Raw genomic sequence first — 22,826 nt, 5'->3', positions numbered from 1 at the left:
CGAAGCGATCAGCCGCGCGGCTTGCAGGACGTTTCGGTGAGGACGATGTCGTCCTTGCCGGCGCGCTCTTCCCCTTCCTTGCGCTGCTCGGTGAACTGCTCCGCGAACGCGACCACCTCGCCGGCGGTCTGCTGCGTCGTGCCGTCGGTAGCCGGCACCGGCGCCGGCGCAACGACGGGGGCCGGGGCAGGAGCCGGCGCTGGAGGCAGCGGAGCAGGCGGCAGCCCGGCGACGACCGCGAACGGATTCGACGAGGACACGGTCCAGAGGGCCGGCAGCGCGTACGTGGGCGAAGAACCCGAGGCGGACACCGGCTGGAAGGTGCCGGACAGCTTGCCGCCGGTGAGATCGAGCACCTTGAGGCCGGTGGTCGGGTCCGTGCTGACCACCCCGCCCGCGACGATCTGGTCGAACGAGGTGAGCGAAGCCACCTCGAGTTCCGCCGTGCCGGTGCCCCGGAAGCTGAGGTTGCCCGAAGCCCGGGCCATGCCGATGGCGCCGAGTCCGCCCGGCTTGACCTTGCCGTACACGTCCGTCTGCGGCGCGTTGAACTGGATCGTGGGCGCGCTCACGAGTGAGGTGGACTGGACCACGACGCTGCTGCCGCTGGTCAGCGAGACCAGGTTGCCGGCGATCACGTTGGCGATCAGGTCCACGCCGCCGGCGGGGCTCGGGCCCATGGCGCTCAGTTGGACGACATCGCCGGTGATCACCTGGTTGACCGTCAGCTTGCCCCCGCTCGTGATCGTCGCCGACGGCGGCGACGCCGGCGCGACCTTGCCGGACCGCAGCTGCACGCCGGCGATGCCGTCGACGGTGTCGATGGCCAGCGCGCTGCCGCTGTTGAACGTGAACGCCGTGTCGTAGCGGCCGGAAACGCGGTTGACCGCATTGGCTCCGGAAACCGTCACGGAATTCGCATCCAGGTTCACGCCGTCCACCGTCAGCGTGCCCGTGCTCTGCGTGATCGACGATGACGTGATCAGGCTCAGCTCCTGCACCTTGAGCGGGTTGAACGCGATGTCGCCGCTCAGGGTGATCGCGTTCGGCGAGGCGCCGTTGCCCACCACCAGCGTCTTCGCCTCGATCTGGCCCAGCGCCGCAGCGCCGAGGCCGAAGCTCCCGGTCGGCGCCGTGCCACCGATGCCCACCAGCGCGATGCCCGAAGCATTCGGCGTCATCGGGTTCACGACGACCCGCCCGCCGGTCGATTGGAGCGACGTGCCCGCGGAGTTGGCGAGATTGAGGCCGTCCACGACGACGTTGATGTCGCCGGGGCCGGTGCGTTTCAACACGCCGGAGCCGATCACGTCGAGGCTCTGGGCGCGGACTTCGATCCCGCCCGCGCCTGCGTCCACCACGCCCTGCACCAGCAGGCTGCTGCCGCCCACATCGGATTTCAGCGACTGCAGCTTCACCAGCCCGCCGCCGCTGCCGATGGTGCCGGTGGAGTTGATGTAGATGGCGCCTTCCGAATCGATCGTGCCGCTCTCCAGCGCGACTTGGCCGCCTTGCGAGTTGATCGCGGCATCGAGCGAGAGGTACCGGCCGGCCTTGGCCGTGACACTGCCGCCCGCCGAAGCGGTGATGGCCGCGCCAAGACTCAGATCATTGGCGGAGGACACCTGCACCGTCGCGGCGCTGATGCCCGTGCCGCCGCCCCAAGCGGTGTTCACGGTCCCGACGGCGAGATCCTGGTTGCTGTTGACCGAGAAGCTTGCGCCGGTGCCGGTGGCCTGGCCCGCGACGGTTCCCACTGCATGGTTGGTCGAGGTGAGCACCACGGAACCGTTGGTCGCGGAAGCGTAGACCTCCGGCATGATGATGGTGCCGGTGCCGCCATCCCGAATGCTGCCGTTTTTGGCGTTCAGGTGCAGGCCCGCGCCGGTTCCCGATCCCTGGATCGTGCCCAGGATGTCGATACCCTTGTCGGCTTCGAGCGCCAGATCGTTGCCGTTGCTCCACTGCACGATGGCGGCCGCGTCGACCGTGATCTGGCCGCCGATGCCGCTCGCGGCGGCGGCGGAATCGGTCTTCACGATCACGTTGGCGGTCGCGAGCTGCGCATTGATATGCGAATCCGCGATCTGGGCGGGGCCGGAACCCGGTTCGAAGAGAAGGCCGCCGACGGTTCCGGTGACAACGTTGAGCAGGTCGAGCAGCAAGTTCGGATCGCGACGCACGATGGTCACGTCCTGCGGATCCAGCAGCAGCGTGCCCGTCGCGCCCTGCGGCGCGCGCAGGTCCACCAAGCCGGTGTAGTCCAGGTACTGCTTGCCGGAGACTTCCGCGAAGCCGCCGTCGCCGCCCTGCGCACCGCCGCGCGCGGAGATCTGCCCGTGCATGCGGGTCACTTCGTCCGACCAGACGATCACGCGGCCGCCGTCGCCCTGCTGCACGGCATCCGCCTTGATCGATGCGGCCGCATCGACGTACGTGCGCGCCGCGTTCGGCACGCCGGCGTTCTGGCCCTGGTAATCGCCGCCGACGCGCACCTGGCCTCCGCCGGACTGGCCGCTCGCGTCGAGGTTCGCGCCGGCGAGCAGACCCACCCGCTGGCCGAAGACGTCGATGCTGCCGCCCTGGTCGCCGGCCTTCGCAACGATGGCGCCGTCCACCAGCGCATCGCCCCCGGCCCGCAGTACCACCTTGCCGCCCTGCACCGTGGCCGCGCTGGCGTTCACCAGCCCGCTGTGCCGCAGCGTGCCGGCGAAGATGCCGACCGCGTCGCCCTGCAGCGTGCCCAGGTTCACCGCCTGGTCGGCCGGCGCCTGCACTTCCAGGCGGATGCCCTCCAAGCCGCGCCCCGTGACTTCGACCTTCTGTCCCGCGGCCAGCACGGTGGCGCCCTGCGGGCTCTGGATCACGGCTTGCGAACCAGCCTGGACGTCGGTGCCGATCAGCACCACGTCGCCGACGCGGGCCAGGATCTGGCCATCGACGCGCAGGGCGCCGGCCACGCTGCCGTCACCGAAGCGCAGCAGGCCGGCGATCGCGTCGGCATCGCTCATGCGCAGCGTGGAGGCGGTGAATCCCGCCGTGTCCACCACCGCGCCGGCGCCGACCGTGATGCCGGCGGGGTTCACCAGCACCAGCCGGCCGTTGGACGACAGCGTGCCGAAGATCGCGCTCGGGTTCGCGCCGATCACGCGGTTGATCGAAGTACTGGCCGCATCCGGCTGGGCGAAGTGCGTCGTCGAGCCGCCCGGGATGCTGAAGCTCTGCCAATTGATCGCCGAGTGCCGCGTGCCCGCGCCATTGGTCGTGGTGACGACCAGGCTGGAGCCCTGCGGCTTGAGCGCGGCGCTGCCATGGATGGCTTGGGCACCCGTCGGCTGCGCCCGTGCGGGCGGCGAGGCGGCGAATCCGGCGGCTAACGCCATGGCCAGCAGCAGCGGGCGATGGCCAGCCGCGGCCGGAGCGGGCGCGGCTGCCTGGGCAAGGAGCCGGGAGGGGATCTGGCGTGTCGTCATGGCCGTGCCACCTGTCAAAGTTGACATTGAAAGTATCATATTGTTACGAGACAGGACAACGGCAGTCCTTGACATACTTGAGAGCCGAGCTTCCGAAATCCGGCAACCCTGCGGCAAAAGTCACGGCGCCGCGTCGCGCAGCCCCGCATGTCCGTCTTCGTCAGCATCGCCGCCTACTGCGACCCGGTCCTCGGGTTCACGCTCGGGCGGGCACACGAGAAGGCGCGCCGGCCGCAGGACCTGCATTTCGCCATCGTCGACCAGAGCCCGCAGGGGCCCGCCGTCTCTTCGATCACGGCCGCGCTGACGCCTGCCCGCGTGAGCTACCAGCGAATCGATCCGGTGTTCGCCCGCGGGCCCTGCTGGGCACGGACGCTGGCGATGGCGCTCTACGACGGCGAGGACTGGTACCTGCAGCTGGACTCGCACATGGACTTCGAGCCCGGCTGGGACGAGCGGCTGATCGATCAGGCGCGCGCGCTCGCGCCGGGACGCAAGGGCGTGGTGCTGTCCGCATATCCCAATGCTTTCGCCTTCGAGAACGGCCGCCCGGTCGCGCGCCCGACCACGAACAAGGTTCTGGCGCATGTCGTGAAGCCGGGGGTCAACTTCGAGGCCGACCACCTGGTGCTGTCGTTCGAGGCACAGCCCGTGGAGACGGACGAGCCCGTCCCAGGCTTTCACCTCGGCGCGGGCTGCCTCTTCGCGCCGGGCCGCTTCGCGCTGGAGTTCCCGTACGACCCGGCGATGTACTTCCACGGCGAGGAGCAGGCGCTGGCCGCGCGCCTGTACACGCACGGCTGGGACATCTTCCACATGCCCGGCCTGCCGGTCTACCACCTCTACAACGACGGCAGCGCCGGCGTGCCGGCGCGCCCGCTGCACTGGGATGCGGCGCATGAAGCCGGCCGCACGCAAAGCTGGTGGGAGCTGGAGCAGCGCTCGCGCGCGCGGCTGGGCGCGCTGCTGGCCGGCCAGCCGCTGGGCGTGTACGGGCTGGGCCGCGAGCGCACGCTGGCGCAGTACGCCGACTGGTGCGGGATCGACTACGCGAACCGCACGCTGGGGCCGCAGGCCTACCGGCCGCTCGTGGCTTAGCAGTTCAGGCGTCCACGCCTTCCATCAGGTCCATGGCCAGGCACAGGTCGGCCCAGGCCTTGGCCTTGTCCTGCAGGTTGCGCAGCAGGTAGGCCGGGTGGTAGGTGACCACCACCGGCACGCCTTCGTAGCGATGAACGCGTCCGCGCAGCCGGCCCACGGGCTCCTGCGACTGCAGCAGCGTCTGGATGGCGAACCGGCCCATGGCGAGGATCACGCGCGGCTGCACCAGAGCGACCTGCCGGCGCAGGAAGGGCTCGCATTGCGCCACCTCCTGCGGCTCCGGATTGCGGTTGCCCGGCGGGCGGCACTTGAGCACGTTGGCGATGTAGACGTTGCGGCGGCGGTCCAGCCCCGCCGCGCGCAGCATGTTGTCCAGCAGCTTGCCGGCCTGGCCGACAAAGGGCTCGCCCTGCAGATCCTCATTCTCACCCGGCGCTTCTCCGATCACCATCCAGTCGGCGCGCGCGGGGCCGACGCCGAACACGGTGTTGCGGCGCGACTCGCACAGGCCGCAGGCGCGGCAACCGGCGACCGCTTGCGCCAGGTCTTCCCAGTCCAGCGATTCGATGCCGGCGGGGCGGTCGCCCAGGACACGCGGCGCGGCGACGGGCGAAGCTGCCGGTGCGAGCGCCTGCGGTGCGCGCGTATCAGGCAGAGTCGCCACACGCATTTCGACGGCAGCTTCGGTTTCACGCCCCGTCGCCTCGGCCACCGACACGGGCGGGAGCAACCGCAGGCCCATCTCCCGCAGCATCGCGATGCGGCGCTCGTCCAGTTGCAGCGTCACAGCTTGAGACTCATCACGATGGCGTCTTCGCGCCGTCCTGCAGAGGACGGGTAGTACGCCTTGCGCTGGCCCACGCGCCGGAAGCCGCTGCGCTCATAAACCTTCTGCGCCCGCACGTTGCCCACGCGCACTTCGAGCCAGAGCCACTGCGCTCCCTGGCCGCGCGACCAGATGGCCAGCGCATCCAGCATCAACCGGCCCCAGCCCTGCCCCTGCAAGTGCGGCGCGACGGTCAGGTTGAGCAGGTGGACCTCGTCGACGCCCTTCATCGCCACGAAGTAGCCCAGCACCTCGTCGCCCGCGCACAGCAGCTGCGCTTCATAGCCCGCGCGCAGCGAGTCGGCGAAGTTGCCAGAGGTCCAGGGATGCTCGTAGGCGCTGCGCTCGATCGGCAGCACCTGGCCGAGCCGCGCCTCGGTCATGGGCTCGAAAGCCGCTTCGCGGGTGTCCAGGACGGCGCTCATGGCGACATTCTGGCCTGCGCAGCCGCCGCCGCGCGGACCGCCTCGCGTTCTGCCGTGGTCTGCGCCACCTTGTCACGCACATAGAGCGGCAGGGCCTGCTCGGCGGGGCGCCCCTCGCCGTCCGCCAGCAGGCCCGGCGCGAGCCTCAGCAGAGCCGCCGCGAGCGGCGTCGTGACCACGGCCTGGCGGCCCTCCATCGGGATGCGGCTGCCGTATGCCGCGAAGACGTTGCCCGCCAGGAGGGAGTCCGGCGGCAGCTGCAGCGCCTGCGGCGCGGTGAGCGCGATGTCGCCGTCGCGCCGCCAGAGCCGGCCGTCGTGGCGGTAACGGGCCGCGTACACCTCATCCATGCGCGCATCGAGCAAGGCCAGCACATCGGTCGCGCCCATGAGGCGCCGCGCATCTTCGGCGACGGCCATGAGGGTCTCGACCGGCAGCACCGGCACGCCCGCGCCGAGCGCCAGGCCCTGTGCCACCGAACACGCCGTGCGCAGCCCGGTGAAAGACCCCGGCCCGCAACCGAACACCACCGCGTCGAGTTCGCGCAGCGTGAGGCCGGCGCGTCCGAGCAGGGTCATGGCCTGCGGGATCAGCGCGGCCGAGGCGTTGGCGCCGCCCCGGCCCAGGTACTCGAGCACGGGCGCATCGCCGTGGGCGACGGCGATGCTCAGGGCTTCGGTGCTGGTGTCGAACGCGAGCAGGTTCAAGGGAGGAAAAAGCGCGGGCGCTGGGGAAAGCCCCGGATTATCGAGCCCGGGATAATCCACCGATGCGTTTCCTGCTGCTCCTGGCCGCCTTCGTGTGCGGCGGCGCCCTGGCGCAGTCGCTGCCGCCCGAGATCGACATCGCACTGGCGCGTGCCAAGGTTCCGCGCGATTCGGTGACGCTGCTGGTCACGGACGTGAATCCCGCGGCGCCGCCCCGCCTCAGCCACCGCGCGCAGGAGCCGGTGAATCCGGCTTCGATCGCCAAGCTCGCCACCACCTTCGCGGCGCTCGAAATGCTCGGCCCCGCCTTCACCTGGGCGACCCCGGTGTTCGTGGACGGCCCGGTGGTCGACCGCACGCTGCAAGGCAACGTCTACATCAAGGGACAGGGCGATCCCAAGCTGGTGCTGGAGCGGCTGTGGCTGCTCTTGCGGCGGCTGCGCGCCCTCGGCATCGACCGCATCGCGGGCGACATCCTCCTGGACCGCACCGCCTTCGAGCCGCTTCCGACCGACCCCTCCGCCTTCGACGGCGAACCGCTGCGGCCTTACAACGCGGCCCCCGACGCCCTGCTGCTGAACTTCCGCTCGGTGGTCCTGAACTTCACGCCGCAGATCGCGCTGGGACAGGCGCGCGTGGCCGCCGATCCGCCGCTGGCCGGCGTGCAGTGGCCGGCGCAACTGCCGCTGTCCACCGGCGAATGCGGCGACTGGCGCAGCACGCTGCGCCCCGACTTCAGCGATCCGCTGCGGCCGCGCTGGAACGGCAGCTACCCGGCCGCCTGCGGCGAGCGCAGCTGGGCCGTGGCCTTCGCCGATCCAGCCAGCCATGCGGCACGCGCCGTCGCCGGTCTGTGGCAGGAAGTGGGCGGCACGCTGGAGGGCCAGGTGCGCGAGGGCCGCGTGCCGGTCGGCCTGGTGCCGGTGTTCGAGCATGTGTCGCCGCCGCTCGCGGAGGTGGTGCGCGACATCAACAAGTTCAGCAACAACGTGATGGCGCAGCAGGTCTTCCTGACGCTGAGCCTGCAGCTGCGCGGGCAAGGCAACCGCGAATCCTCGCGCGAGTTGCTGCGAGGCTGGTGGCGCGAGCGCATCGGGGCGGACACGCCCGTCTTCGACAACGGTTCCGGCCTCTCGCGCGACGAGCGCGCGACGGCGGCGCAGCTCGCGCGCCTGCTGCAGTACGCGTGGGCTTCGCCGCTGATGCCGGAGCTGGTCGCTTCGCTGCCCGCCGCGGGCGTCGACGGCACCATGCGGCGCGCGCGGGCCACGGCCGCGGCGCACCTGAAGACCGGCAGCCTGCGCGACGTTTTCGGCGTGGCGGGCTACGTGCACGCCGCGAGCGGCCGCCGCTACGTGGTGGTGGCCATCGCCAACCATCCGAACGCGCACCAGCTGCGGCCGGTGATCGAGACGCTGCTGGCCTGGACGGGACAGGAGCGGTGATGCCGGGCTGGATCGAATGGGTCGGCTACCTGGCGGCCTTCCTGACCACCTGCAGCTTCGTGCCGCAGGCGTGGCTGACGTTCCGCAGCCGCGACGTGCGCGGCATCTCGCTGGGGATGTACAGCGTGTTCGCGACCGGCGTGGCGCTGTGGCTCGCGTACGGGCTGCTGCTGCGCGCCTGGCCGCTGGTGATCGCCAACGGCGTCACGCTGGCCCTGGCGCTGGCGATCCTGGCGATGAAGCTGCGTTACGGCTCAGCCGGCGCCGCGGATCACCAGCGCTCGCGCGCGCGGTCGAAGGCGTAGTTGCCGAAGGACACGTTGCCCGCGGGCGTGAAGTACACCGGGTCCGCGAACAGCGTCGTGCCGGGAGCGCCCGTCGCCAGCGTGCCACCCGTGCAGAGGGCGGAGTTGACCTGGCCGGCACCGATGCCGATGCCCGCGCCGGCGTCGACCGAGTTGCAGGCCACGGTGGTCACGTCGGTGAAGCCGAAGCCGGCTGGCGCGGCGGTCACCAGGTTGAAGTGGAGCGCCGCGTCGACGTAGAGCACGTTGGCGCCCAGGTTGGCGATCGAGATCTTCAGCGCGTTGTTGAACTCGGTGGTGAGCGACTCCACGAAGCCTTCCTGGCCCCTGCCCTTGGCCCAGGGCGAGCGGCCCAGGTTGTAGGGGCCGACGACGATCAGGCGGTCGGCGCCCGCATCGACCAGCCGGCGCGCCTGCGCGCCGAGCTCGCGGCCCGCCTGCCTCACGGCCTCGATGGCCTGGGCCTGCGACTGCGATCCAGCGTTCAAGGCCGCCATCTGCACCAGGATGTCCGCCACGCCGCCCGCCAGGACCACCAGGTCACCGGAGCCGGGGGCGCCGGCCGCGAGGAAGGTGCCGATCTGCTCGGTGATGCTGGGAGTGGCTGCGTCACCGCCTGCGTCCGGCCGCACCGATATGCGCGCGCTGCCCGTCGCGAAGGAAGTGCCTCCGCCGTTGCTCGGCGCCAGCGTGAGCCCATAGCGGCCGGCCAGTTGCTGCGTCCAGTTCGTCGCGCCGGCGTCGTTGATCGTGTAGCGCACGCCGCGCTGGCCGGCGTCAGCGAACGCGTCGCCGAACGCCACCACCCGGGTCGGCTGGAACTCCGACACGATGTCGCCGCCGCCGCAGGCGGCGAGCACGATGGGCAAGGCACAGGCGGCCGTGAGCAGCGCACGGCGCAGCGGGAAAGGCATGGGGATCTCCGTCGGAAAGCTTGGGGTAGTTTAGCGAGCGCTCATGCGGCGGCCGCGCGCTGCAGGCGGTCGCGCACGCCGTCCCACTCGATGCCGTCGGGGGGCGTTTCGACCCAGATCAACTTCACGCCCTGGTCGTCGAACTCGCGCAGCACCGCGAACAGCAGCCGCGCCGCCTCTCGCGCATCGTCCGGCATGCGTCGCCGCAGCACGCGCGACGAGCGGGTCTGCAGGATGACGCGCGACCAGGTGGCGATGCCGACCGCCTGCTCGCCGAGCACGTCCAGCGCGGCCTGCAACGCCTTCGCATCCATCAGCCGAACTTTCGCTCGCGGCGCGTAGTGCGATTCCAGCGTGCCGGAAGCGCGCGGCGCCGCCTGCTCCACTTCCTGCGGCAACGCCAGCCGCTCGCCGCCGGCCGACTCGACCTGCTCCGCGGTCAACACGCCCGGGCGCAGCAGCACCGGGCGGCCGCGGGTGCAATCGACGATCGTCGATTCGATTCCCACGTCGCACGGCCCGCCGTCGAGCACCAGCAGCGCGTCGCCGAATTCGGATTGAACGTGTGCCGCCGTCGTGGGACTCACGCGGCCGAACTTGTTGGCGCTGGGACCGGCCAGGCCGAGGACCGGCGGCGACGCGTGCGCGCAAGCCTTCAGCAGTGACTGCGCCACCGGATGCGCGGGACAGCGCACGCCGATCGACCCCTGGCCGGCCGCCGCGGCGCCCGCCACTCCTTCGCGGCGGGGCAGGATCAACGTCAGCGGCCCGGGCCAGAAGGCCTGTGCGAGGCGGCGGGCGTAGTCCGGCATCTCGCTTGCGAAGTGCGTCGCCGCGGAGAGCTCGGGCACGTGCACGATGAGCGGATGGTCGGCGGGTCGGCCCTTGGCGGCGAAGATGCCGGCGACCGCGTCGTCGTTGCCGGCGTCTGCCCCCAGGCCGTAGACCGTCTCCGTCGGGAATGCGACGAGGCCGCCGCCCTGCAAGGTTTGCACCGCCTCGTGCAACGCGGCGGGATCGCCCGGGTCGCGGATCATGGCTTCAGAACGGCTCGAGGCCGAGCAGGCCGCAGGCACGCAGCGCCGTGTCGCGTGCGCTGGCCAGGTCCGCCGCGGTGAAGGTCAGGTGCCCCATCTTCCGGCCGGCGCGCGCCTGCGCCTTGCCGTACAGGTGCAGGTGCGCGCCGGGAAGCTCCAGCACTCGGTCCCATGCGGGCGGCTGCTCGCGTCCGCCGGTGAACCACAGGTCGCCCAGCAGGTTGAGCATGACGGCGGCGCTGTGCTGCCGCGGCTGCGTGAGCGGCAGGCCGGCCATCGCGCGCACCTGCAGCTCGAACTGCGAGACGTCGGCGCCATCGAGGCTCCAGTGGCCGCTGTTGTGCGGCCGCGGCGCCATCTCGTTGACGACGAGCGAGCCATCCTGCAGCAGGAAGAACTCGACGCACAGGACGCCGACGTACGAGACACCTTCGGCGATGGCCCGCGTGGCCTCGATGGCCTGTCGCGCAGTCGCGTCCGGCAGCACGCCGGGGCCGACTTCCGTGACCGCCAGGATCCCGTTGCGGTGCAGGTTGCGCTGCACCGGCAGATGGACCATCGCGCCGTCGGCGCCGCGCGCGACCACGACCGAGCATTCGGCCGCGAGCGGCAGGAGTTTCTCCAGCACGCAGGGCACGCGCCTGAGCTCTTCCCATGCGCGCGCGAGCGCGGCGCGGTCCGCCACCCGCACCTGGCCCTTGCCGTCGTATCCGAGGCGCGAGGTCTTCAGCACTCCGGGCAGGAAGTCGTCGCTGACCGCCTGCAGTTGTTCGGGTTTCTCGATGACGGCGTGCGGCGCGCAAGGCACGCCGCAGCGCGTGAAGTGCGCCTTTTCCTGCGCGCGGTCCTGCGCGATCGCGACGGCATCTGCCCCGGGCGCGACCGGGCGCTGCTGCGCGAGCCGGGTGAGCGCCGCCGCCGGCACGTTCTCGAATTCGGTGGTGATCGCCTGCGAAACCGACGCCAGCTGCGCGAGCCCGGCCTCGTCGAGGTAGCCGGTGCGCACGTGGAGATGGCTCACCGTACCGGCGGGGCTGTCCTCATCCGCATCGAGCACGGCAGTGCGGTAGCCCAGCTGCTGGGCGGCGTGCACGAACATGCGGCCGAGCTGGCCGCCGCCCATCACACCCAGCGTCGCGCCCGGCAGCAGGGGACCCGATGGCTTGCTCGTCATGCGGCAGGCGGAAGCGCCATCGCGCGGGCCGCTTCGGTCTGGCGGGTACGGAAAGTCTCCAGCTGCGTGCGCAGCCGCTCATCCGAAGCGGCCAGCATGGCCACCGCGAACAGCGCCGCGTTCGCGGCGCCCGCGGAGCCGATGGCGAAAGTGGCGACCGGGATTCCCTTGGGCATCTGCACGATGCTGTGCAGCGAATCGACACCCTGGAGGTGGCGGCTGGGGACCGGCACGCCCAGCACGGGCACGGTCGTCTTGGACGCGAGCATGCCCGGCAGGTGCGCGGCGCCGCCCGCACCGGCGATGATCGCCCTGAGCCCACGCCCGGCCGCCTGCTGCGCGTACGCGAACATGTCGTCGGGCATGCGGTGCGCGGAGACGACCTTCGCCTCATGGGCGATTCCGAATTCCTGGAGAATCTGCACTGCGTGCTGCAGGGTGTCCCAGTCGCTGCTGGACCCCATCACCACGCCGACCTGGACCGGGGGCATGAGCTGCTCCTAAAGGTCGAATTTTAAGGTTTGCGAGTCCCTGCCCATGATCGACGTCACCCTAGAGAACTTCGAATCCGAAGTGATCGCCGCTTCCATGACCCAGCCCGTGCTGGTGGACTTCTGGGCGCCCTGGTGCGGCCCGTGCAAGGTGATCGGCCCCCTCCTCGAGAAGCTCGAGACCGCCTACGAGGGCCGATTCAAGCTGGTGAAGATCAACTCCGACGAGGAGCAGCAGCTGGCCGCGGCCTTCGGCATCCGCAGCATCCCCACCTGCGTCCTGCTGATGAACGGGCAGCCGGTCGACGGCTTCATGGGCGCGTTGCCCGAGGGCCAGCTGCGCCAGTTCCTCGACAAGCACCTGCCGCCCGAGGATGAAATGCAGGAGGAGGAAGCGATCGAGGAAGAAGCGCCGCCCGACGCACAAGGCCAGCTGGAGAAGCTGCAGCAAGCCGTCGCCACCAACCCGGCGGACGACGAGGCTCGCTTCGAGTACGTCAAGGCGTTGCTCCTGATCGCCCGTCTGCCGGAAGCCAAGTCCGCGTTCGGGCCGCTGGCGCCCAAGGCGGCGGGCGTGCGCCGGTTCGAATCGCTGCAGCGCGTGATCGATGCGATGGAGTTCGCGTCCACGCAGGGCGACGCTGCGATGGCCGTCGCCGCGCAGGACGCACGAATCGCGGCCAACAAGCGCGACTTCGAAGCGCGTTTCGCCCGCGCGCGCCTGCTGGCCGCGCAGCGCCGCTGGACCGACGCCATGGACGAACTGCTGGAGATCCTGATGCGCGACAAGGCCTGGAACGAGGACGCCGCGCGCAAGACCTACATCGGCATCCTCGATGTCATCGAGCCGCCCAAGCCCAAGGTGGCCGAAGGCCAGATCCCGCCGGACGATCCGACGGTGGCGACGTACCGGCGGCGGTTGTCGAGCGTGGTGCTCAGCTGAAGCGCTGAGAGAGCGGCTGCGACCGGCGCCGCGTCGGCCGAGCGACGTGTGCGCTTGGCGCGCTATTTCTGCGGCCCTTCCTTCAAGCGCTGGTTGAGCCAGTCGCGCATGTCGTGCCACTCGACGGTCGGGTCACCCACGACGACTCGGCGCTGCCGGGCTTCATCCCGCAGCGCGAGCGTCCACTCGGCTTCGTCGACCTTTTCCGCCAGCGCGCGCACCATGAAGCTGTGCGGCGTCTGCTCGTTGGCCGCTGCAACACGCGCGATGCGCTCGCGCAAGTCATCGTCGATCCAGATCTTGGCTGTGCTCATGGAAAGCTCCGTGACGCACAGATGTAGCACAAGCCTTCCGTTGAGGGCATGTGGCCGGATCAGGCCGTCAGCCGCTCCAGCGCCTCGCGGTACTTCGCCGCGGTCTTCTCCACCACTTCCTGCGGCAGCCGGGGCGCGGGAGGGGTCTTGTCCCAGGGCTTGCCGTGGATGCGCACCTGCTCCAGCCAGTCGCGCAGGAACTGCTTGTCGAAGCTCGGCGGGTTGCGGCCCTCGCGCTGCGCGTCTTCGTAGCCTTCGACGGGCCAGTAGCGCGACGAGTCGGGCGTGAGCACTTCGTCCATCAGCACGACGTCGCCGTTCTCGTCCAGGCCGAATTCGAACTTGGTGTCCGCGATGATCAGGCCCTTGGCCAGCGCGATCTTCGCGGCTTCCTTGTAAAGCGCGATGCTCACGTCGCGTATGCGGGCCGCGATGTCGGCCCCGGCGATCTCGACCGTGCGCTCGTAGGTGATGTTCTCGTCGTGCTCGCCCGCCTCGGCCTTGGCAGCCGGCGTGTAGATCGGCTGCGGCAGCCGGCTCGCGTTGGTCAAGCCCTTGGGCAGCGGGACGCCACACACGGCCTGGGTCTGTTGGTACTCCTTCCAGCCGCTGCCCGCCAAGTAGCCGCGCACGACGGCTTCCACCGGTATCGGCTTGAGGCGCTTGACCAGCATCGATCGCCCGACCACCTGCTGCACTTCGGCCGACGACACCACGCTTTCCGGCAGCTCCCCGGTGAGGTGGTTGGGGCACAGGTGCGCGAGGCGGCCGAACCAGAACAGCGCCATGTGCGTCAGCAGCTCGCCCTTGCCCGGGATGGGCTCGCCCATGATGACGTCGAACGCCGAGATCCGGTCGCTGGCCACCATCAGGATGCGGTCGTTGCCCACCGCGTAGTTGTCGCGCACCTTGCCGCGGGCCAGCAGCGGCAGCGAAGTCAGCGAGGAGGTATGCAGGGCGTTCGTCATGGCGGGTCCGGAAAGAAAACGGCCCGCGACGAGGCGGGCCACTGATTATCGCAAGCGGGGCAGGCGGGTCAGTTCACCGTCTGCGCCAGCTCGCCCTTCTCGTACTTCTGCGCCACCACCTGCAGCGGGTGGCCCTTGATCTTCTTCGCCTGCCCTTCGCAGCCGAACTGGAGGTAGCGCTGCTTGCAGATCTGCCGGGCGGCCTCGCGCGCGGGCTTCATCCACTCGCGCATGTCGAACTTGTCCGGGTTCTCGGCCATGAACTTGCGCACGGCGCCGGTCATCGCCAGGCGGATGTCGGTGTCGATGTTGATCTTGCGCACGCCGTGCTTGATCGCTTCCTGGATCTCCTCGACCGGCACGCCGTACGTCTCCTTCATCTTGCCGCCGTACTGCCGGATGATTTCCAGCAGGTCCTGCGGCACCGACGAGGAGCCGTGCATCACCAGGTGCGTATTCGGGATGCGGCGATGGATCTCCTTGATCCGGTCGATGGCCAGGATGTCGCCGGTGGGCTTGCGGGTGAACTTGTACGCGCCGTGGCTGGTGCCGATGGCGATGGCCAGCGCGTCCAGCTGGGTCTTCTTGACGAAGTCGGCGGCCTGCTCCGGATCGGTGAGCAGCTGCTCGCGCGTCATCGTCGCCTCGGTGCCGTGGCCGTCCTCCTTGTCGCCCTTCATGGTTTCCAGCGAGCCCAGGCAGCCGAGTTCGCCTTCCACGGTGACGCCCAGCTTGTGGGCCATGTCGACCACCTTGCGGGTGACGTCCACGTTGTAGTCGTAGCTGGCGATGGTCTTGCCGTCGGCCTCGAGCGAGCCGTCCATCATCACCGAGGAGAACCCCAGCTTGATGGCGCCGGCGCACACGTCCGGGCTCTGGCCATGGTCCTGGTGCATCACGAGCGGGATCTCGGGATACGCCTCGAGCGCGGCCTGGATCAGGTGCTTCACGAACGGCTCGCCCGCGTATTTGCGGGCGCCGGCGCTGGCCTGCAGGATCACCGGGGCCGCCGTCTCCCTGGCGGCCTCCATCACGGCCTGGACCTGCTCGAGGTTGTTGACGTTGAACGCCGGGATGCCATAGCCGTTCTCGGCGGCATGGTCCAGCAGTTCGCGCATGGAAACGAGGGGCATCGTGCAGTCCTGTAGTTGGTAAACCGGCGCCGCGCGCGAGCGCGGTCAACTGCTGAAAATTCTAGCGACTGGGGTATGCGCCGGGGCGGCGCACGGTCGCGCTGGGGCTGGCCCGTTCAGGCTACCCGGCAGATCTTGAGCATGTTGGTGCCGCCGGGCGCGCCCATCGGTTCGCCGCAGGTGATGGCATAGATGTCGCCGGACGAGACGATGCCGCGCTTCTTGAGATGGGCCTCGGCATCGCCGAGCGCCGTGTCGCGCTCGGCGCTCTGGTCCATCAGCAGCGGCCGCACGTTGCGGTACAGCGCCATCTTGCGCTGCGTCGCGACCTTGGGCGTGAGCGCGTAGATCGGCACGTGGATGCGGTGCCGGCTCATCCAGAGCGCCGTCGAGCCGGAATCGGTGAGCGCCACGATCGCCTTGCAGCCCAGGTGGTGCGCGGTGAACAGCGCGCCCATGGCGATGGACTGGTCGATGCGCGCGAAGCTCATGCCGGTGAAGTCGGCATCCAGCTGCACGTCCTCCGCCATCTCGGCTTCGGCGCAGATGTTGGCCATCTCGATCACGGTCTCCAGCGGGTACTTGCCGGCCGCGGTCTCGGCACTCAGCATCACCGCGTCGGTGCCGTCCAGCACCGCGTTGGCCACGTCGCTCACCTCGGCGCGCGTGGGCACCGGATTCGTGATCATCGATTCCATCATCTGCGTGGCGGTGATCACCACCTTGTCGCAGTTGCGGGCCAGCCGGATCATGCGTTTCTGCAGCGCCGGCACTGCGGCGTTGCCCACTTCCACCGCCAGATCGCCGCGCGCGACCATGATGCCGTCGCTGGCCTTGAGGATGGATTCGAGGTTGGGGATTGCCTCCGCGCGTTCGATCTTCGCGATCAGGAACGGCTTGTGCCGGTAGTCGGCCGCGGCCACGTTGCACAGCTGGCGCGCCATCTCCATGTCGGTGGCGGTCTTGGGGAAGCTCACCGCGACGTAGTCGGCCTGGAAGCTCATCGCCGTGCGGATGTCCTCCATGTCCTTGGCCGTCAGCGCCGGCGCCGACAGGCCCCCGCCCTGCTTGTTGATGCCCTTGTTGTTGGACAGCTCGCCGCCGAGCTTGACGGTGGTGTGGACCTGCTCGCCCTTGACCTTGTCGACCGTCATCACGATCAGGCCGTCGTTGAGCAGCAGCGTGTCGCCGGCGCGCACGTCGCGCGGCAGCTCCTTGTAGTCCAGGCCCACGCCTTCGAGGTTGCCCAGCTCGGTCCGCGAAGCATCGAGCACGAACTTCATGCCCGGTTCGAGGAGCACCTTGCCTTCCGCGAACTTGCCCACTCGGATCTTCGGGCCCTGCAGGTCGGCCATGATGGCCACCTCGCGTCCGGCGCGCTGCGCGGCCTCGCGAACCAGGGTGGCGCGGTCGATGTGGTCCTGCGACTTGCCGTGGCTGAAGTTCAGGCGCACGACGTTGACGCCGGCGCGAATCATCTGTTCGAGCAGCTTGGGGTCGCTGGACGCGGGGCCGAGGGTGGCGACGATCTTGGTGGCGCGACGGGCCATGGGACTTTCCTGCGGGCGATTGGCGGAGGGCGGCATTCTCACACGCCGCCGCGGCCCGGGTGCCGGGCCGGGGTTGGGCATCAGCCGGCGGCGCGCCTGGCCAGGATCTCGAACGCGGGCAGCGTCTTGCCCTCCAGCACCTCAAGGAAGGCGCCGCCGCCGGTGGAGATGTAGCCGACATCCTTCTCGATGCCGTACTTGGCGATGGCGGCCAGCGTGTCGCCGCCACCCGCGATGCTGAATGCAGGCGACTGCGCGATGGCGCGGGCGATGGTCTCCGTGCCCTTGGCGAAGGCGTCGAACTCGAACACGCCCACCGGCCCGTTCCACACGATGGTGCCGGCGGCCTTGAGCTGGGCCGCGAGGCGCTGCGCCGTCTGCGGGCCGATGTCGAGGATCAGGTCGTCGGCCTCGACGTCCCTCGCACCCTTCACGGTGGCCGGCGCGTCGGCCGCGAACGACTTGGCGCAGACCACGTCCGTGGGGATCGGCACTTCGGCGCCGCGCGCCTTCATCGCTTCCATCACCGCTCGGGCCTCGCCGACAAGATCGTGCTCCGCCAGCGACTTGCCGATCGGAAGACCCGCCGCGAGCATGAAGGTGTTGGCGATGCCGCCGCCCACGATCAGCTGGTCGACGTTCCTGGCCAGCGACTGCAGGATGGTCAGCTTGGTCGACACCTTCGACCCCGCGACGATCGCGGCCAGCGGACGCTTCGGCTGCGCCAGCGCCTTGGTGATGGCGTCGATCTCGGCGGCCAGCAGCGGCCCGGCGCAGGCCACCTTCGCATGCTGCGCGATGCCGTAGGTCGATGCTTCGGCGCGGTGCGCGGTGCCGAACGCGTCGTGCACGAACACGTCGCACAGGGCCGCCATCTTCTTCGCCAGCGCCGGGTCATTCTTCTTCTCGCCCTTGTTGACGCGGCAGTTCTCCAGCAGGACGACCTCGCCCGGCTTCACGTCGACACCGTCGATCCAGTTCGACTTCAGCGGCACCGGCCGGCCGAGCAGCTGCGACAGGCGCTCGGCGACCGGCGCAAGCGAATCCTCCGGCTTGAACTCGCCTTCGGTCGGCCGCCCCAGGTGCGACGTGACCATCACGGCCGCGCCGGCATCCAGCGCCAGGCGGATGCAGGGCACGGAGGCGCGCACGCGCGTGTCCTCGGTGATGCGACCCTGGTCGTCTTGCGGGACGTTGAGGTCGGCGCGGATGAAGACGCGTTGGCCGGCCACCTGGCCGCGGGCACACAGATCGGAAAAGCGCAGGACGTTCATGCTGTTGCTGTTGAGGAAGACGCCGACAGGGCGAAGCGGCGGATTGTAAAAAGCGAAGGGCCCGCTGGGGGCCCTTCTGGTGCTTGCGTGCTAGCGAATCACTTCGAAGGCTCCGAGACCGGTGCTGCGCCCAGCGGTGCGCCGCCCGGACCGGCCTTGAACGTCAGCGGGGTCACCGCGACCTGCTGCCCCACGCCGGGCTTGCTCCAGTCGCACACGCCGCCGGGGAACACGGCCGCAAGGCGCGCCCACTGCGCAGGCGTGAACACGGCGCTGCCGTAGTCCGATGCGGACAGCGGCTTGAGCTGGCACTTCAGGATGTTTTCCGCGCGCGGACCGCCGGCCACCTGCCGCGGCGAGAGGCTGGGCTTCAGGTACGGATCGGCATCGCACTGGGCCTGGTCCTTGACCTTGACCGACTGCGTCGGGTCGGTGCTCAGGTAGCAGAGGTCGGCGGCCGCCGCCGGACGGGCATCGCGCACCTTCTGCTCCAGGGTGGCGGCGCTGGTATCGGTCACGAGCGTCGTGAGCCACTGGTCCATCACGTTCAGGGCTTCGATCCCGAGCGCGCTCGGCGCCGGGAAAGTCGGCCGCGAGAAGCGCCACATCGCCTGGTTGCCCGCGTCGCGCGATGCCGACTCCGCGGCCAGCCGATCGCGGATGGCGAAGCTGTACCAGATGTGGTGGATGCCGGTCGCGCCGAAGAAGCCGGGCGGCGTATTGGCGGGCAGGAGCGACTCGTCCCAGCCGCGCAGGTCGATGATGGCCGTCTTCGCAAGCTGCGCGCCGCTCATCACGATCCCCGAGCGGTAGGCGATCTCGAGCGCTTCAGGGTCCGCCGTGCTGCGCTGCGCGCGCGCAGTGGAATCGCGGTCGATGCCGCCGATCACCTCGTTGAGCGTGACGAACTCTTCCGCGCTGATCACGCCGTCGCGCAGCGCCTTCAGGCCGTACTGCACCCCGACGTTGTCGCGCGTGTCGCGCGCCTGGTTCGTGCCGGGGACCTTGCCCCAGATGTTCTCGGCCCAGCTCCATGCGTTGCAGCGCGGCAGGTTGGCGGTGGCGGGGTTGGCCGGGTCATAGACGGCCGTGTTCGGCAGCTCGCAGTTGTTCGTCGGCGTGGGCGACTGGCGGATCACGCCGGTGATGTGGTCGGCAGCCGTGGCGGCTGTCGCACCGACAACGCGCTGGAAGTACAGGCCCGCCTTGCCGTTGCTGCCGAACAGGTTGAACCAGGCATGGCACGCCGTCTGGTCGACGTGGCCGTTGATCGCCGCCTTGCGCGCGTTGACCTGCTCCTGGTTCAGTCCCAGGGTCGTCCACGCGTTGAGCATCCTGGCGTTCTGGTAGGCCTCCACCAGCAGCACGCAGTCGCCCACCTCCATCGACGTGGTTTCCGAATCGGGATAGGTGCAATCCGTGATCACGCCATCGAGCAGGCCCGGCATGATCGACGCGTTCATGTTGGAGTTGATCGAGCCGCCCGAGCAGCCCCGCGCCACCGTGTAGCGGATCGGGCCGTAGCTGTCGGCCACGTGCTCCTTCATCATCATCGTGGTCTCCGCCATCAGCACGCGATTCGAGTTGCGGGCCGAGTCGGTCATGCTGTTCATCGCCACGAGGTAACCGCGCCGGATCTGCTCGTCGAGCGAGACCCATGTGGTGGCGGGACGTACCTGGCGGCGGGGCTGGCCGGTGCTGGCGCCGAACGAGAAGTACAGCTTGCCGTTCCATCCGCGCTGGGGCGCCAGGGCATTCCAGGGCTGGGCGGGATCGAACAGCACCGCGATGTCGTAGATGCCGCGGTTCATCGTGCCGCGCTCGACGCGCACGATGTAGTCGACCTCCACCCCTGCATCCGTGGTCGCCTTCGCCATGTCGGCGGGTTTGGGCGCGGACGGGTCGTAGGGCTTGAAGCAGGCGGTCGCGGCTTGCGTGGGCTGCGCGGGAATCGACGTGGAGTTGTGGCTCTGCGGGGCCCACACCGGGTCGGGCATGGCCGTGGAGCCGCTGTTCGAGCAAGGGGCGCTTGTCCGGTAGTACAGCTTGTATTCGGTGGCGATGGAGCAATTGGCGTCGGGCGTGCCCGACAGGCCGCTGGCCGGCGTGGCGGGCGTGTTGCCGTTGACCGGCTGCGGCGTTGGTTGCGCGCAATAGAACGGCTTCACCTGCTCGCCGGACAGCACCGGCCCGCTGCGCGGCGAGTTGGTGATCGCCAGCTGGGCCTTCTTGCCGCCGCCGACTTGGGCCTCGAGGAGGTTCGCGCCATTCGCCAGCCCGGTGAGAAAGCCGAGCACGCGGCCGTCGTCGCGCGGTGCGAAGGCGCTCGTGACGTCCTTGCCGCCGAGCGACACCTTGAGCGAGGCAAGCGCCGCGCGGTCGGGCAGGATGAGTTCGACGAGCGCATCGCCGTCGCTGATGAGATCGGCGCGGTTGTTGACCGTCCGGATCTCGAGCACCTTCTCCAGCTTGTCGGAGCGCAGCTGAACGGCCGTGGCAAGGCCACCGCCGTTTGAATCTGCACCACCCCCGCAACCGGCCACCACTGCGGCGGCAATGGCCACTGCCCAGCGTCCATTGGGCCCGAGCGCTTCCCTTTTCATGCTGACTGCCTCCCTGTTGAGATAGGAGGCTCAGCTTAAAAAGCCGTCTCGTTACTGTGTGTCAAACAGGCCCGGTGGTTTTCACTAGGAGCCTGTCGCGCAGACGTCTGCTACCAGCCGAGCGCCAGTCGAAGCGGCAAGTAAACCGCCATGCCCGCGACGATGGTGGCGAGCACGCTGCGGCGCCAGAAGAACACCGCAGCACCCGCGAGCGCGCCGAACACGCGCGCGTCCCAGCTTTGGATGAGCTGCCCGTGCGTCGTCACGATCTCCGGGATGACGACCGCCGCCAGCGCCGCGATCGGCGCGTACTTCAGGCCGCGCTCGGCCCAGCGCGGCAGTGCCCAGGCGCGGCTGGAGATGAAGAAGAAGCTGCGCGTCACCACGGTCACCACGGCGAGGCCGGTGATCACCGCGAGCGTCCAGACGTCGCTCACTCCAGCACCTCCGCGCGTTCGCGCCGCGACGGCAGTCGTTCCATGGTCATGCACAGCAGCACCGCGATGGCGATCGCCAGCACGATGTTCAGCTTGAGCGGGAGCGCGTAGGCGGCAACGGCGGCGACGCTGGCCACGATGGCCGAGACGACGCGCAGTCGCGTGGTCGCCAGCGAACAGAGGATGCCGACGAGGCACAGGATCCCGGCGAAGCCCAGACCCCAGTGCGTGGGGATGAAATTGGCCAGCGCGATCCCCAGCAGGCTGGCGGCGACCCAGCTGGACCAGTTGACCGCGCAGCTGCCCGCGAGGAACGACTCCTGCGCGCGCCGGCCTTCGTCGTCGGCGGCGGGCTGCGGGAATCGCTGGGTGAAGATGGCGTAGGCCATGTCGGCCGTCACGTAGCCATGCGCGAGCCGCTGCCAGAGCGGCAAGTGAACGAGGTAGGGCCGCAGGTGCAGGCTGAACACCACGAAGCGCAGGTTGACGCAGAAGCCCGTGGCCAGGATCACCCACGCCGGCGCGCCGGCGACGATCAGCGGCAGCGAGGCCAGCTGCGAGCTGCCGGCGTAGACCAGCAGCGCCATCAGCGTGGATTCGGCCAGCGACAGGCCGGATTTGGCCATGGCCACGCCCGTCATCAAGCCCCAGGCGGCGACACCGGGCGCCTGCGGCGCCATTGCGCGCATGCCGATGCGGAACTCCGGGTGACGCCGCACCAATGCGGCCAGGAACATCAAGGCGCGGTCACTCCGAATCGCAGGCCGGGCGTGATCGCCGCGCCGCGCAGGAAATCGGCCGCGCGCAAGCGCTTGCCGCCCGCGCGCTGCAGCTCCGTCAGACGCAGCACGCCATCGCCGGTGGCGACGTCGATGCCGTCGGGAGCGGCCGCGAGCACCGTGCCGGGAGAGTGCGGCGCCGGCCGGCCGTCCATCACCTTGCCGCGCCAGAGCTTCAGGGCTTCGGTGCCGACGCGGCTGGTTGCGCCGGGGAAGGGATCGAACGCGCGCAAGCGGCGCTCGATGACGGCCGCCGGCTGCGACCAGTCGACCTGCGCTTCGCCCTTGTCGATCTTGTGCGCGTACGTGACGCCTTCGCCGGGTTGCGGCGTGCGAACCAGGCCACCGCAGGCGGCGAGTTCGAGGGCTTCCACGATCAAACGCCCGCCGAGAGCGGCCAAGCGATCGTGCAGGCTGCCCGTCGTGTCTTCGGGCGTGATCGGCTCGCGTTCGACCAGCAGCATGTCGCCGGTGTCGAGGCCCGCGTCCATCTGCATGATGGTCACGCCGCTTTCGCTGTCGCCGGCTTCGATCGCGCGATGGATCGGCGCGGCGCCCCGCCAACGCGGCAGCAGCGAAGCATGGATGTTCAGGCAGCCGAGGCGAGGCAAGTCGAGCACCCACTGCGGCAGGATCAGCCCGTAGGCCGCGACCACCATCACGTCGGCGCGCGCCGTCTGCAAGGCCTCTTTGGCCAGCGATGCGTCCTGCGCGAACTTGCCGTCCAGCCGCAGGCCGCGGGGCTGCGCCACCGGGATGCCATGCTGCTGCGCGAACTGCTTGACGGGCGAGGCTTGCAACTGCAGGCCGCGGCCGGCCGGACGGTCGGGCTGGGTCAGGACGAGGGCGATGTCGAAACCCGCTGCGTGCAACCGCTCGAGGGCGGTTCGGGCGAAGTCGGGCGTACCTGCGAAGACGAGCCGCATC

The 22,826-nt window shown here is 69.8% G+C and carries 21 protein-coding genes; 4 read left to right on the top strand and 17 right to left on the bottom strand.

Features of this window, described 5'->3' with window-relative positions:
• Nucleotides 1–8 precede the first annotated feature (8 nt).
• On the bottom strand, nt 9–3,383 hold the full coding sequence (locus tag EZ313_RS09790) for a two-partner secretion domain-containing protein (protein WP_420849305.1): 3,375 nt from the start codon (nt 3,381–3,383) through the stop codon (nt 9–11).
• Between the two features lie 237 nt (nt 3,384–3,620).
• Here EZ313_RS09790 and EZ313_RS09785 point away from each other — a divergent pair, with 237 nt between their 5' ends.
• A complete protein-coding gene (locus EZ313_RS09785) occupies nt 3,621–4,571 on the top strand; it encodes a GlcNAc-transferase family protein (RefSeq protein ID WP_135262974.1) in 951 nt (316 codons plus the stop codon).
• A gap of 4 nt (nt 4,572–4,575) precedes the next feature.
• Here the strand turns inward: EZ313_RS09785 and EZ313_RS09780 are convergent, their stop codons facing one another.
• From EZ313_RS09780 to tsaB, 3 genes are read right to left on the bottom strand one after another with little or no spacing between them, the layout of a single operon-like run.
• Nucleotides 4,576–5,355 carry a uracil-DNA glycosylase gene (locus EZ313_RS09780; protein ID WP_240788631.1) on the bottom strand — a complete coding sequence of 260 codons (780 nt, stop codon included), beginning with the start codon at nt 5,353–5,355 and terminating at the stop codon, nt 4,576–4,578.
• A gap of 2 nt (nt 5,356–5,357) precedes the next feature.
• On the bottom strand, nt 5,358–5,825 hold the full coding sequence (gene rimI, locus EZ313_RS09775; protein WP_135262973.1) for a ribosomal protein S18-alanine N-acetyltransferase: 468 nt from the start codon (nt 5,823–5,825) through the stop codon (nt 5,358–5,360).
• Complete coding sequence (gene tsaB, locus EZ313_RS09770; RefSeq protein ID WP_135262972.1) at nt 5,822–6,532, bottom strand: tRNA (adenosine(37)-N6)-threonylcarbamoyltransferase complex dimerization subunit type 1 TsaB; 711 nt, start codon at nt 6,530–6,532, stop codon at nt 5,822–5,824. Before tsaB ends, rimI begins: the two co-directional genes overlap by 4 nt.
• 62 nt (nt 6,533–6,594) lie before the next feature.
• Between tsaB and dacB the strand changes: the two genes are divergently transcribed.
• Nucleotides 6,595–7,977, top strand: coding sequence for a D-alanyl-D-alanine carboxypeptidase/D-alanyl-D-alanine endopeptidase (dacB, locus tag EZ313_RS09765; protein ID WP_135262971.1), 1,383 nt, complete (start codon nt 6,595–6,597; stop codon nt 7,975–7,977).
• Nucleotides 7,977–8,282, top strand: a complete 306-nt coding sequence (locus EZ313_RS09760; RefSeq protein ID WP_135262970.1) for a SemiSWEET family sugar transporter — start codon at nt 7,977–7,979, stop codon at nt 8,280–8,282. Before dacB ends, EZ313_RS09760 begins: the two co-directional genes overlap by 1 nt.
• On the opposite strand, the gene EZ313_RS09755 is transcribed toward EZ313_RS09760, so the two are convergent.
• From EZ313_RS09755 to purE, 4 genes are read right to left on the bottom strand one after another with little or no spacing between them, the layout of a single operon-like run.
• On the bottom strand, nt 8,249–9,196 hold the full coding sequence (locus EZ313_RS09755) for an SGNH/GDSL hydrolase family protein (protein ID WP_135262969.1): 948 nt from the start codon (nt 9,194–9,196) through the stop codon (nt 8,249–8,251). The two genes, EZ313_RS09760 and EZ313_RS09755, sit on opposite strands and share 34 nt — an antisense overlap.
• A gap of 41 nt (nt 9,197–9,237) precedes the next feature.
• Complete coding sequence (locus EZ313_RS09750) at nt 9,238–10,233, bottom strand: L-threonylcarbamoyladenylate synthase (RefSeq protein WP_135262968.1); 996 nt, start codon at nt 10,231–10,233, stop codon at nt 9,238–9,240.
• Between the two features lie 4 nt (nt 10,234–10,237).
• Nucleotides 10,238–11,407 (bottom strand): 5-(carboxyamino)imidazole ribonucleotide synthase, encoded by a 1,170-nt coding sequence (locus tag EZ313_RS09745; protein WP_135262967.1) that lies wholly within the window; start codon nt 11,405–11,407, stop codon nt 10,238–10,240.
• Nucleotides 11,404–11,898, bottom strand: coding sequence for a 5-(carboxyamino)imidazole ribonucleotide mutase (purE, locus tag EZ313_RS09740; RefSeq protein ID WP_135262966.1), 495 nt, complete (start codon nt 11,896–11,898; stop codon nt 11,404–11,406). Before purE ends, EZ313_RS09745 begins: the two co-directional genes overlap by 4 nt.
• Nucleotides 11,899–11,944: 46 nt before the next feature.
• Between purE and trxA the strand changes: the two genes are divergently transcribed.
• The gene (trxA, locus tag EZ313_RS09735; protein WP_135262965.1) at nt 11,945–12,841 is read left to right on the top strand and encodes a thioredoxin; all 897 of its coding nucleotides are present in this window, start codon (nt 11,945–11,947) and stop codon (nt 12,839–12,841) included.
• A gap of 62 nt (nt 12,842–12,903) precedes the next feature.
• Here trxA and EZ313_RS09730 read toward each other — a convergent pair whose 3' ends face one another.
• The 9 genes from EZ313_RS09730 to fmt all read right to left on the bottom strand — a co-directional run bounded on the left by EZ313_RS09730 (nt 12,904) and on the right by fmt (nt 22,825).
• Nucleotides 12,904–13,155, bottom strand: coding sequence for a CopG family ribbon-helix-helix protein (locus EZ313_RS09730; protein WP_135262964.1), 252 nt, complete (start codon nt 13,153–13,155; stop codon nt 12,904–12,906).
• A gap of 59 nt (nt 13,156–13,214) precedes the next feature.
• Nucleotides 13,215–14,123 (bottom strand): phosphoribosylaminoimidazolesuccinocarboxamide synthase, encoded by a 909-nt coding sequence (locus EZ313_RS09725; RefSeq protein ID WP_135262963.1) that lies wholly within the window; start codon nt 14,121–14,123, stop codon nt 13,215–13,217.
• 68 nt (nt 14,124–14,191) lie between these two features.
• The gene (fba, locus tag EZ313_RS09720) at nt 14,192–15,256 is read right to left on the bottom strand and encodes a class II fructose-bisphosphate aldolase (RefSeq protein WP_135262962.1); all 1,065 of its coding nucleotides are present in this window, start codon (nt 15,254–15,256) and stop codon (nt 14,192–14,194) included.
• 116 nt (nt 15,257–15,372) lie between these two features.
• On the bottom strand, nt 15,373–16,806 hold the full coding sequence (gene pyk, locus EZ313_RS09715) for a pyruvate kinase (RefSeq protein ID WP_135262961.1): 1,434 nt from the start codon (nt 16,804–16,806) through the stop codon (nt 15,373–15,375).
• An 80-nt stretch (nt 16,807–16,886) separates the two neighbouring features.
• Nucleotides 16,887–18,080: a phosphoglycerate kinase gene (locus EZ313_RS09710; protein ID WP_135262960.1), complete on the bottom strand. Its 1,194-nt coding sequence runs from the start codon at nt 18,078–18,080 to the stop codon at nt 16,887–16,889.
• Between the two features lie 98 nt (nt 18,081–18,178).
• Complete coding sequence (locus EZ313_RS09705) at nt 18,179–20,683, bottom strand: DUF6351 family protein (protein ID WP_135262959.1); 2,505 nt, start codon at nt 20,681–20,683, stop codon at nt 18,179–18,181.
• 110 nt (nt 20,684–20,793) lie between these two features.
• Nucleotides 20,794–21,120, bottom strand: coding sequence for an AzlD domain-containing protein (locus tag EZ313_RS09700; RefSeq protein ID WP_135262958.1), 327 nt, complete (start codon nt 21,118–21,120; stop codon nt 20,794–20,796).
• On the bottom strand, nt 21,117–21,857 hold the full coding sequence (locus EZ313_RS09695; RefSeq protein WP_135263632.1) for an AzlC family ABC transporter permease: 741 nt from the start codon (nt 21,855–21,857) through the stop codon (nt 21,117–21,119). The genes EZ313_RS09700 and EZ313_RS09695 overlap by 4 nt, the downstream gene beginning before the upstream one ends.
• Nucleotides 21,857–22,825, bottom strand: a complete 969-nt coding sequence (gene fmt / locus EZ313_RS09690; protein ID WP_135262957.1) for a methionyl-tRNA formyltransferase — start codon at nt 22,823–22,825, stop codon at nt 21,857–21,859. Before fmt ends, EZ313_RS09695 begins: the two co-directional genes overlap by 1 nt.
• Between the last annotated feature and the right edge of the window lies 1 nt (nt 22,826).

It is taken from the genome of Ramlibacter henchirensis (genome assembly GCF_004682015.1).
GTDB lineage: Bacteria > Pseudomonadota > Gammaproteobacteria > Burkholderiales > Burkholderiaceae_C > Ramlibacter > Ramlibacter henchirensis.
The sequence above is the reverse complement of the archived record's forward strand: the minus strand, read 5'-3'. Positions and strand labels throughout refer to the sequence as shown.

Excerpts from the sequence above, each read along its gene's own strand:
- EZ313_RS09790 (WP_420849305.1), bottom strand. The coding sequence starts at position 3,383 with ATGGCGTTAGCCGCCGGATTCGCCGCCTCGCCGCCCGCACGGGCGCAG.
- EZ313_RS09785 (WP_135262974.1), top strand. The coding sequence starts at position 3,621 with ATGTCCGTCTTCGTCAGCATCGCCGCCTACTGCGACCCGGTCCTCGGG.
- rimI (WP_135262973.1), bottom strand. The coding sequence starts at position 5,825 with ATGAGCGCCGTCCTGGACACCCGCGAAGCGGCTTTCGAGCCCATGACC.
- dacB (WP_135262971.1), top strand. The coding sequence starts at position 6,595 with ATGCGTTTCCTGCTGCTCCTGGCCGCCTTCGTGTGCGGCGGCGCCCTG.
- EZ313_RS09760 (WP_135262970.1), top strand. The coding sequence starts at position 7,977 with ATGCCGGGCTGGATCGAATGGGTCGGCTACCTGGCGGCCTTCCTGACC.
- EZ313_RS09755 (WP_135262969.1), bottom strand. The coding sequence starts at position 9,196 with ATGCCTTTCCCGCTGCGCCGTGCGCTGCTCACGGCCGCCTGTGCCTTG.
- EZ313_RS09750 (WP_135262968.1), bottom strand. The coding sequence starts at position 10,233 with ATGATCCGCGACCCGGGCGATCCCGCCGCGTTGCACGAGGCGGTGCAA.
- EZ313_RS09745 (WP_135262967.1), bottom strand. The coding sequence starts at position 11,407 with ATGACGAGCAAGCCATCGGGTCCCCTGCTGCCGGGCGCGACGCTGGGT.
- purE (WP_135262966.1), bottom strand. The coding sequence starts at position 11,898 with ATGCCCCCGGTCCAGGTCGGCGTGGTGATGGGGTCCAGCAGCGACTGG.
- trxA (WP_135262965.1), top strand. The coding sequence starts at position 11,945 with ATGATCGACGTCACCCTAGAGAACTTCGAATCCGAAGTGATCGCCGCT.
- EZ313_RS09730 (WP_135262964.1), bottom strand. The coding sequence starts at position 13,155 with ATGAGCACAGCCAAGATCTGGATCGACGATGACTTGCGCGAGCGCATC.
- EZ313_RS09725 (WP_135262963.1), bottom strand. The coding sequence starts at position 14,123 with ATGACGAACGCCCTGCATACCTCCTCGCTGACTTCGCTGCCGCTGCTG.
- fba (WP_135262962.1), bottom strand. The coding sequence starts at position 15,256 with ATGCCCCTCGTTTCCATGCGCGAACTGCTGGACCATGCCGCCGAGAAC.
- pyk (WP_135262961.1), bottom strand. The coding sequence starts at position 16,806 with ATGGCCCGTCGCGCCACCAAGATCGTCGCCACCCTCGGCCCCGCGTCC.
- EZ313_RS09710 (WP_135262960.1), bottom strand. The coding sequence starts at position 18,080 with ATGAACGTCCTGCGCTTTTCCGATCTGTGTGCCCGCGGCCAGGTGGCC.
- EZ313_RS09705 (WP_135262959.1), bottom strand. The coding sequence starts at position 20,683 with ATGAAAAGGGAAGCGCTCGGGCCCAATGGACGCTGGGCAGTGGCCATT.
- EZ313_RS09695 (WP_135263632.1), bottom strand. The coding sequence starts at position 21,857 with ATGTTCCTGGCCGCATTGGTGCGGCGTCACCCGGAGTTCCGCATCGGC.
- fmt (WP_135262957.1), bottom strand. The coding sequence starts at position 22,825 with ATGCGGCTCGTCTTCGCAGGTACGCCCGACTTCGCCCGAACCGCCCTC.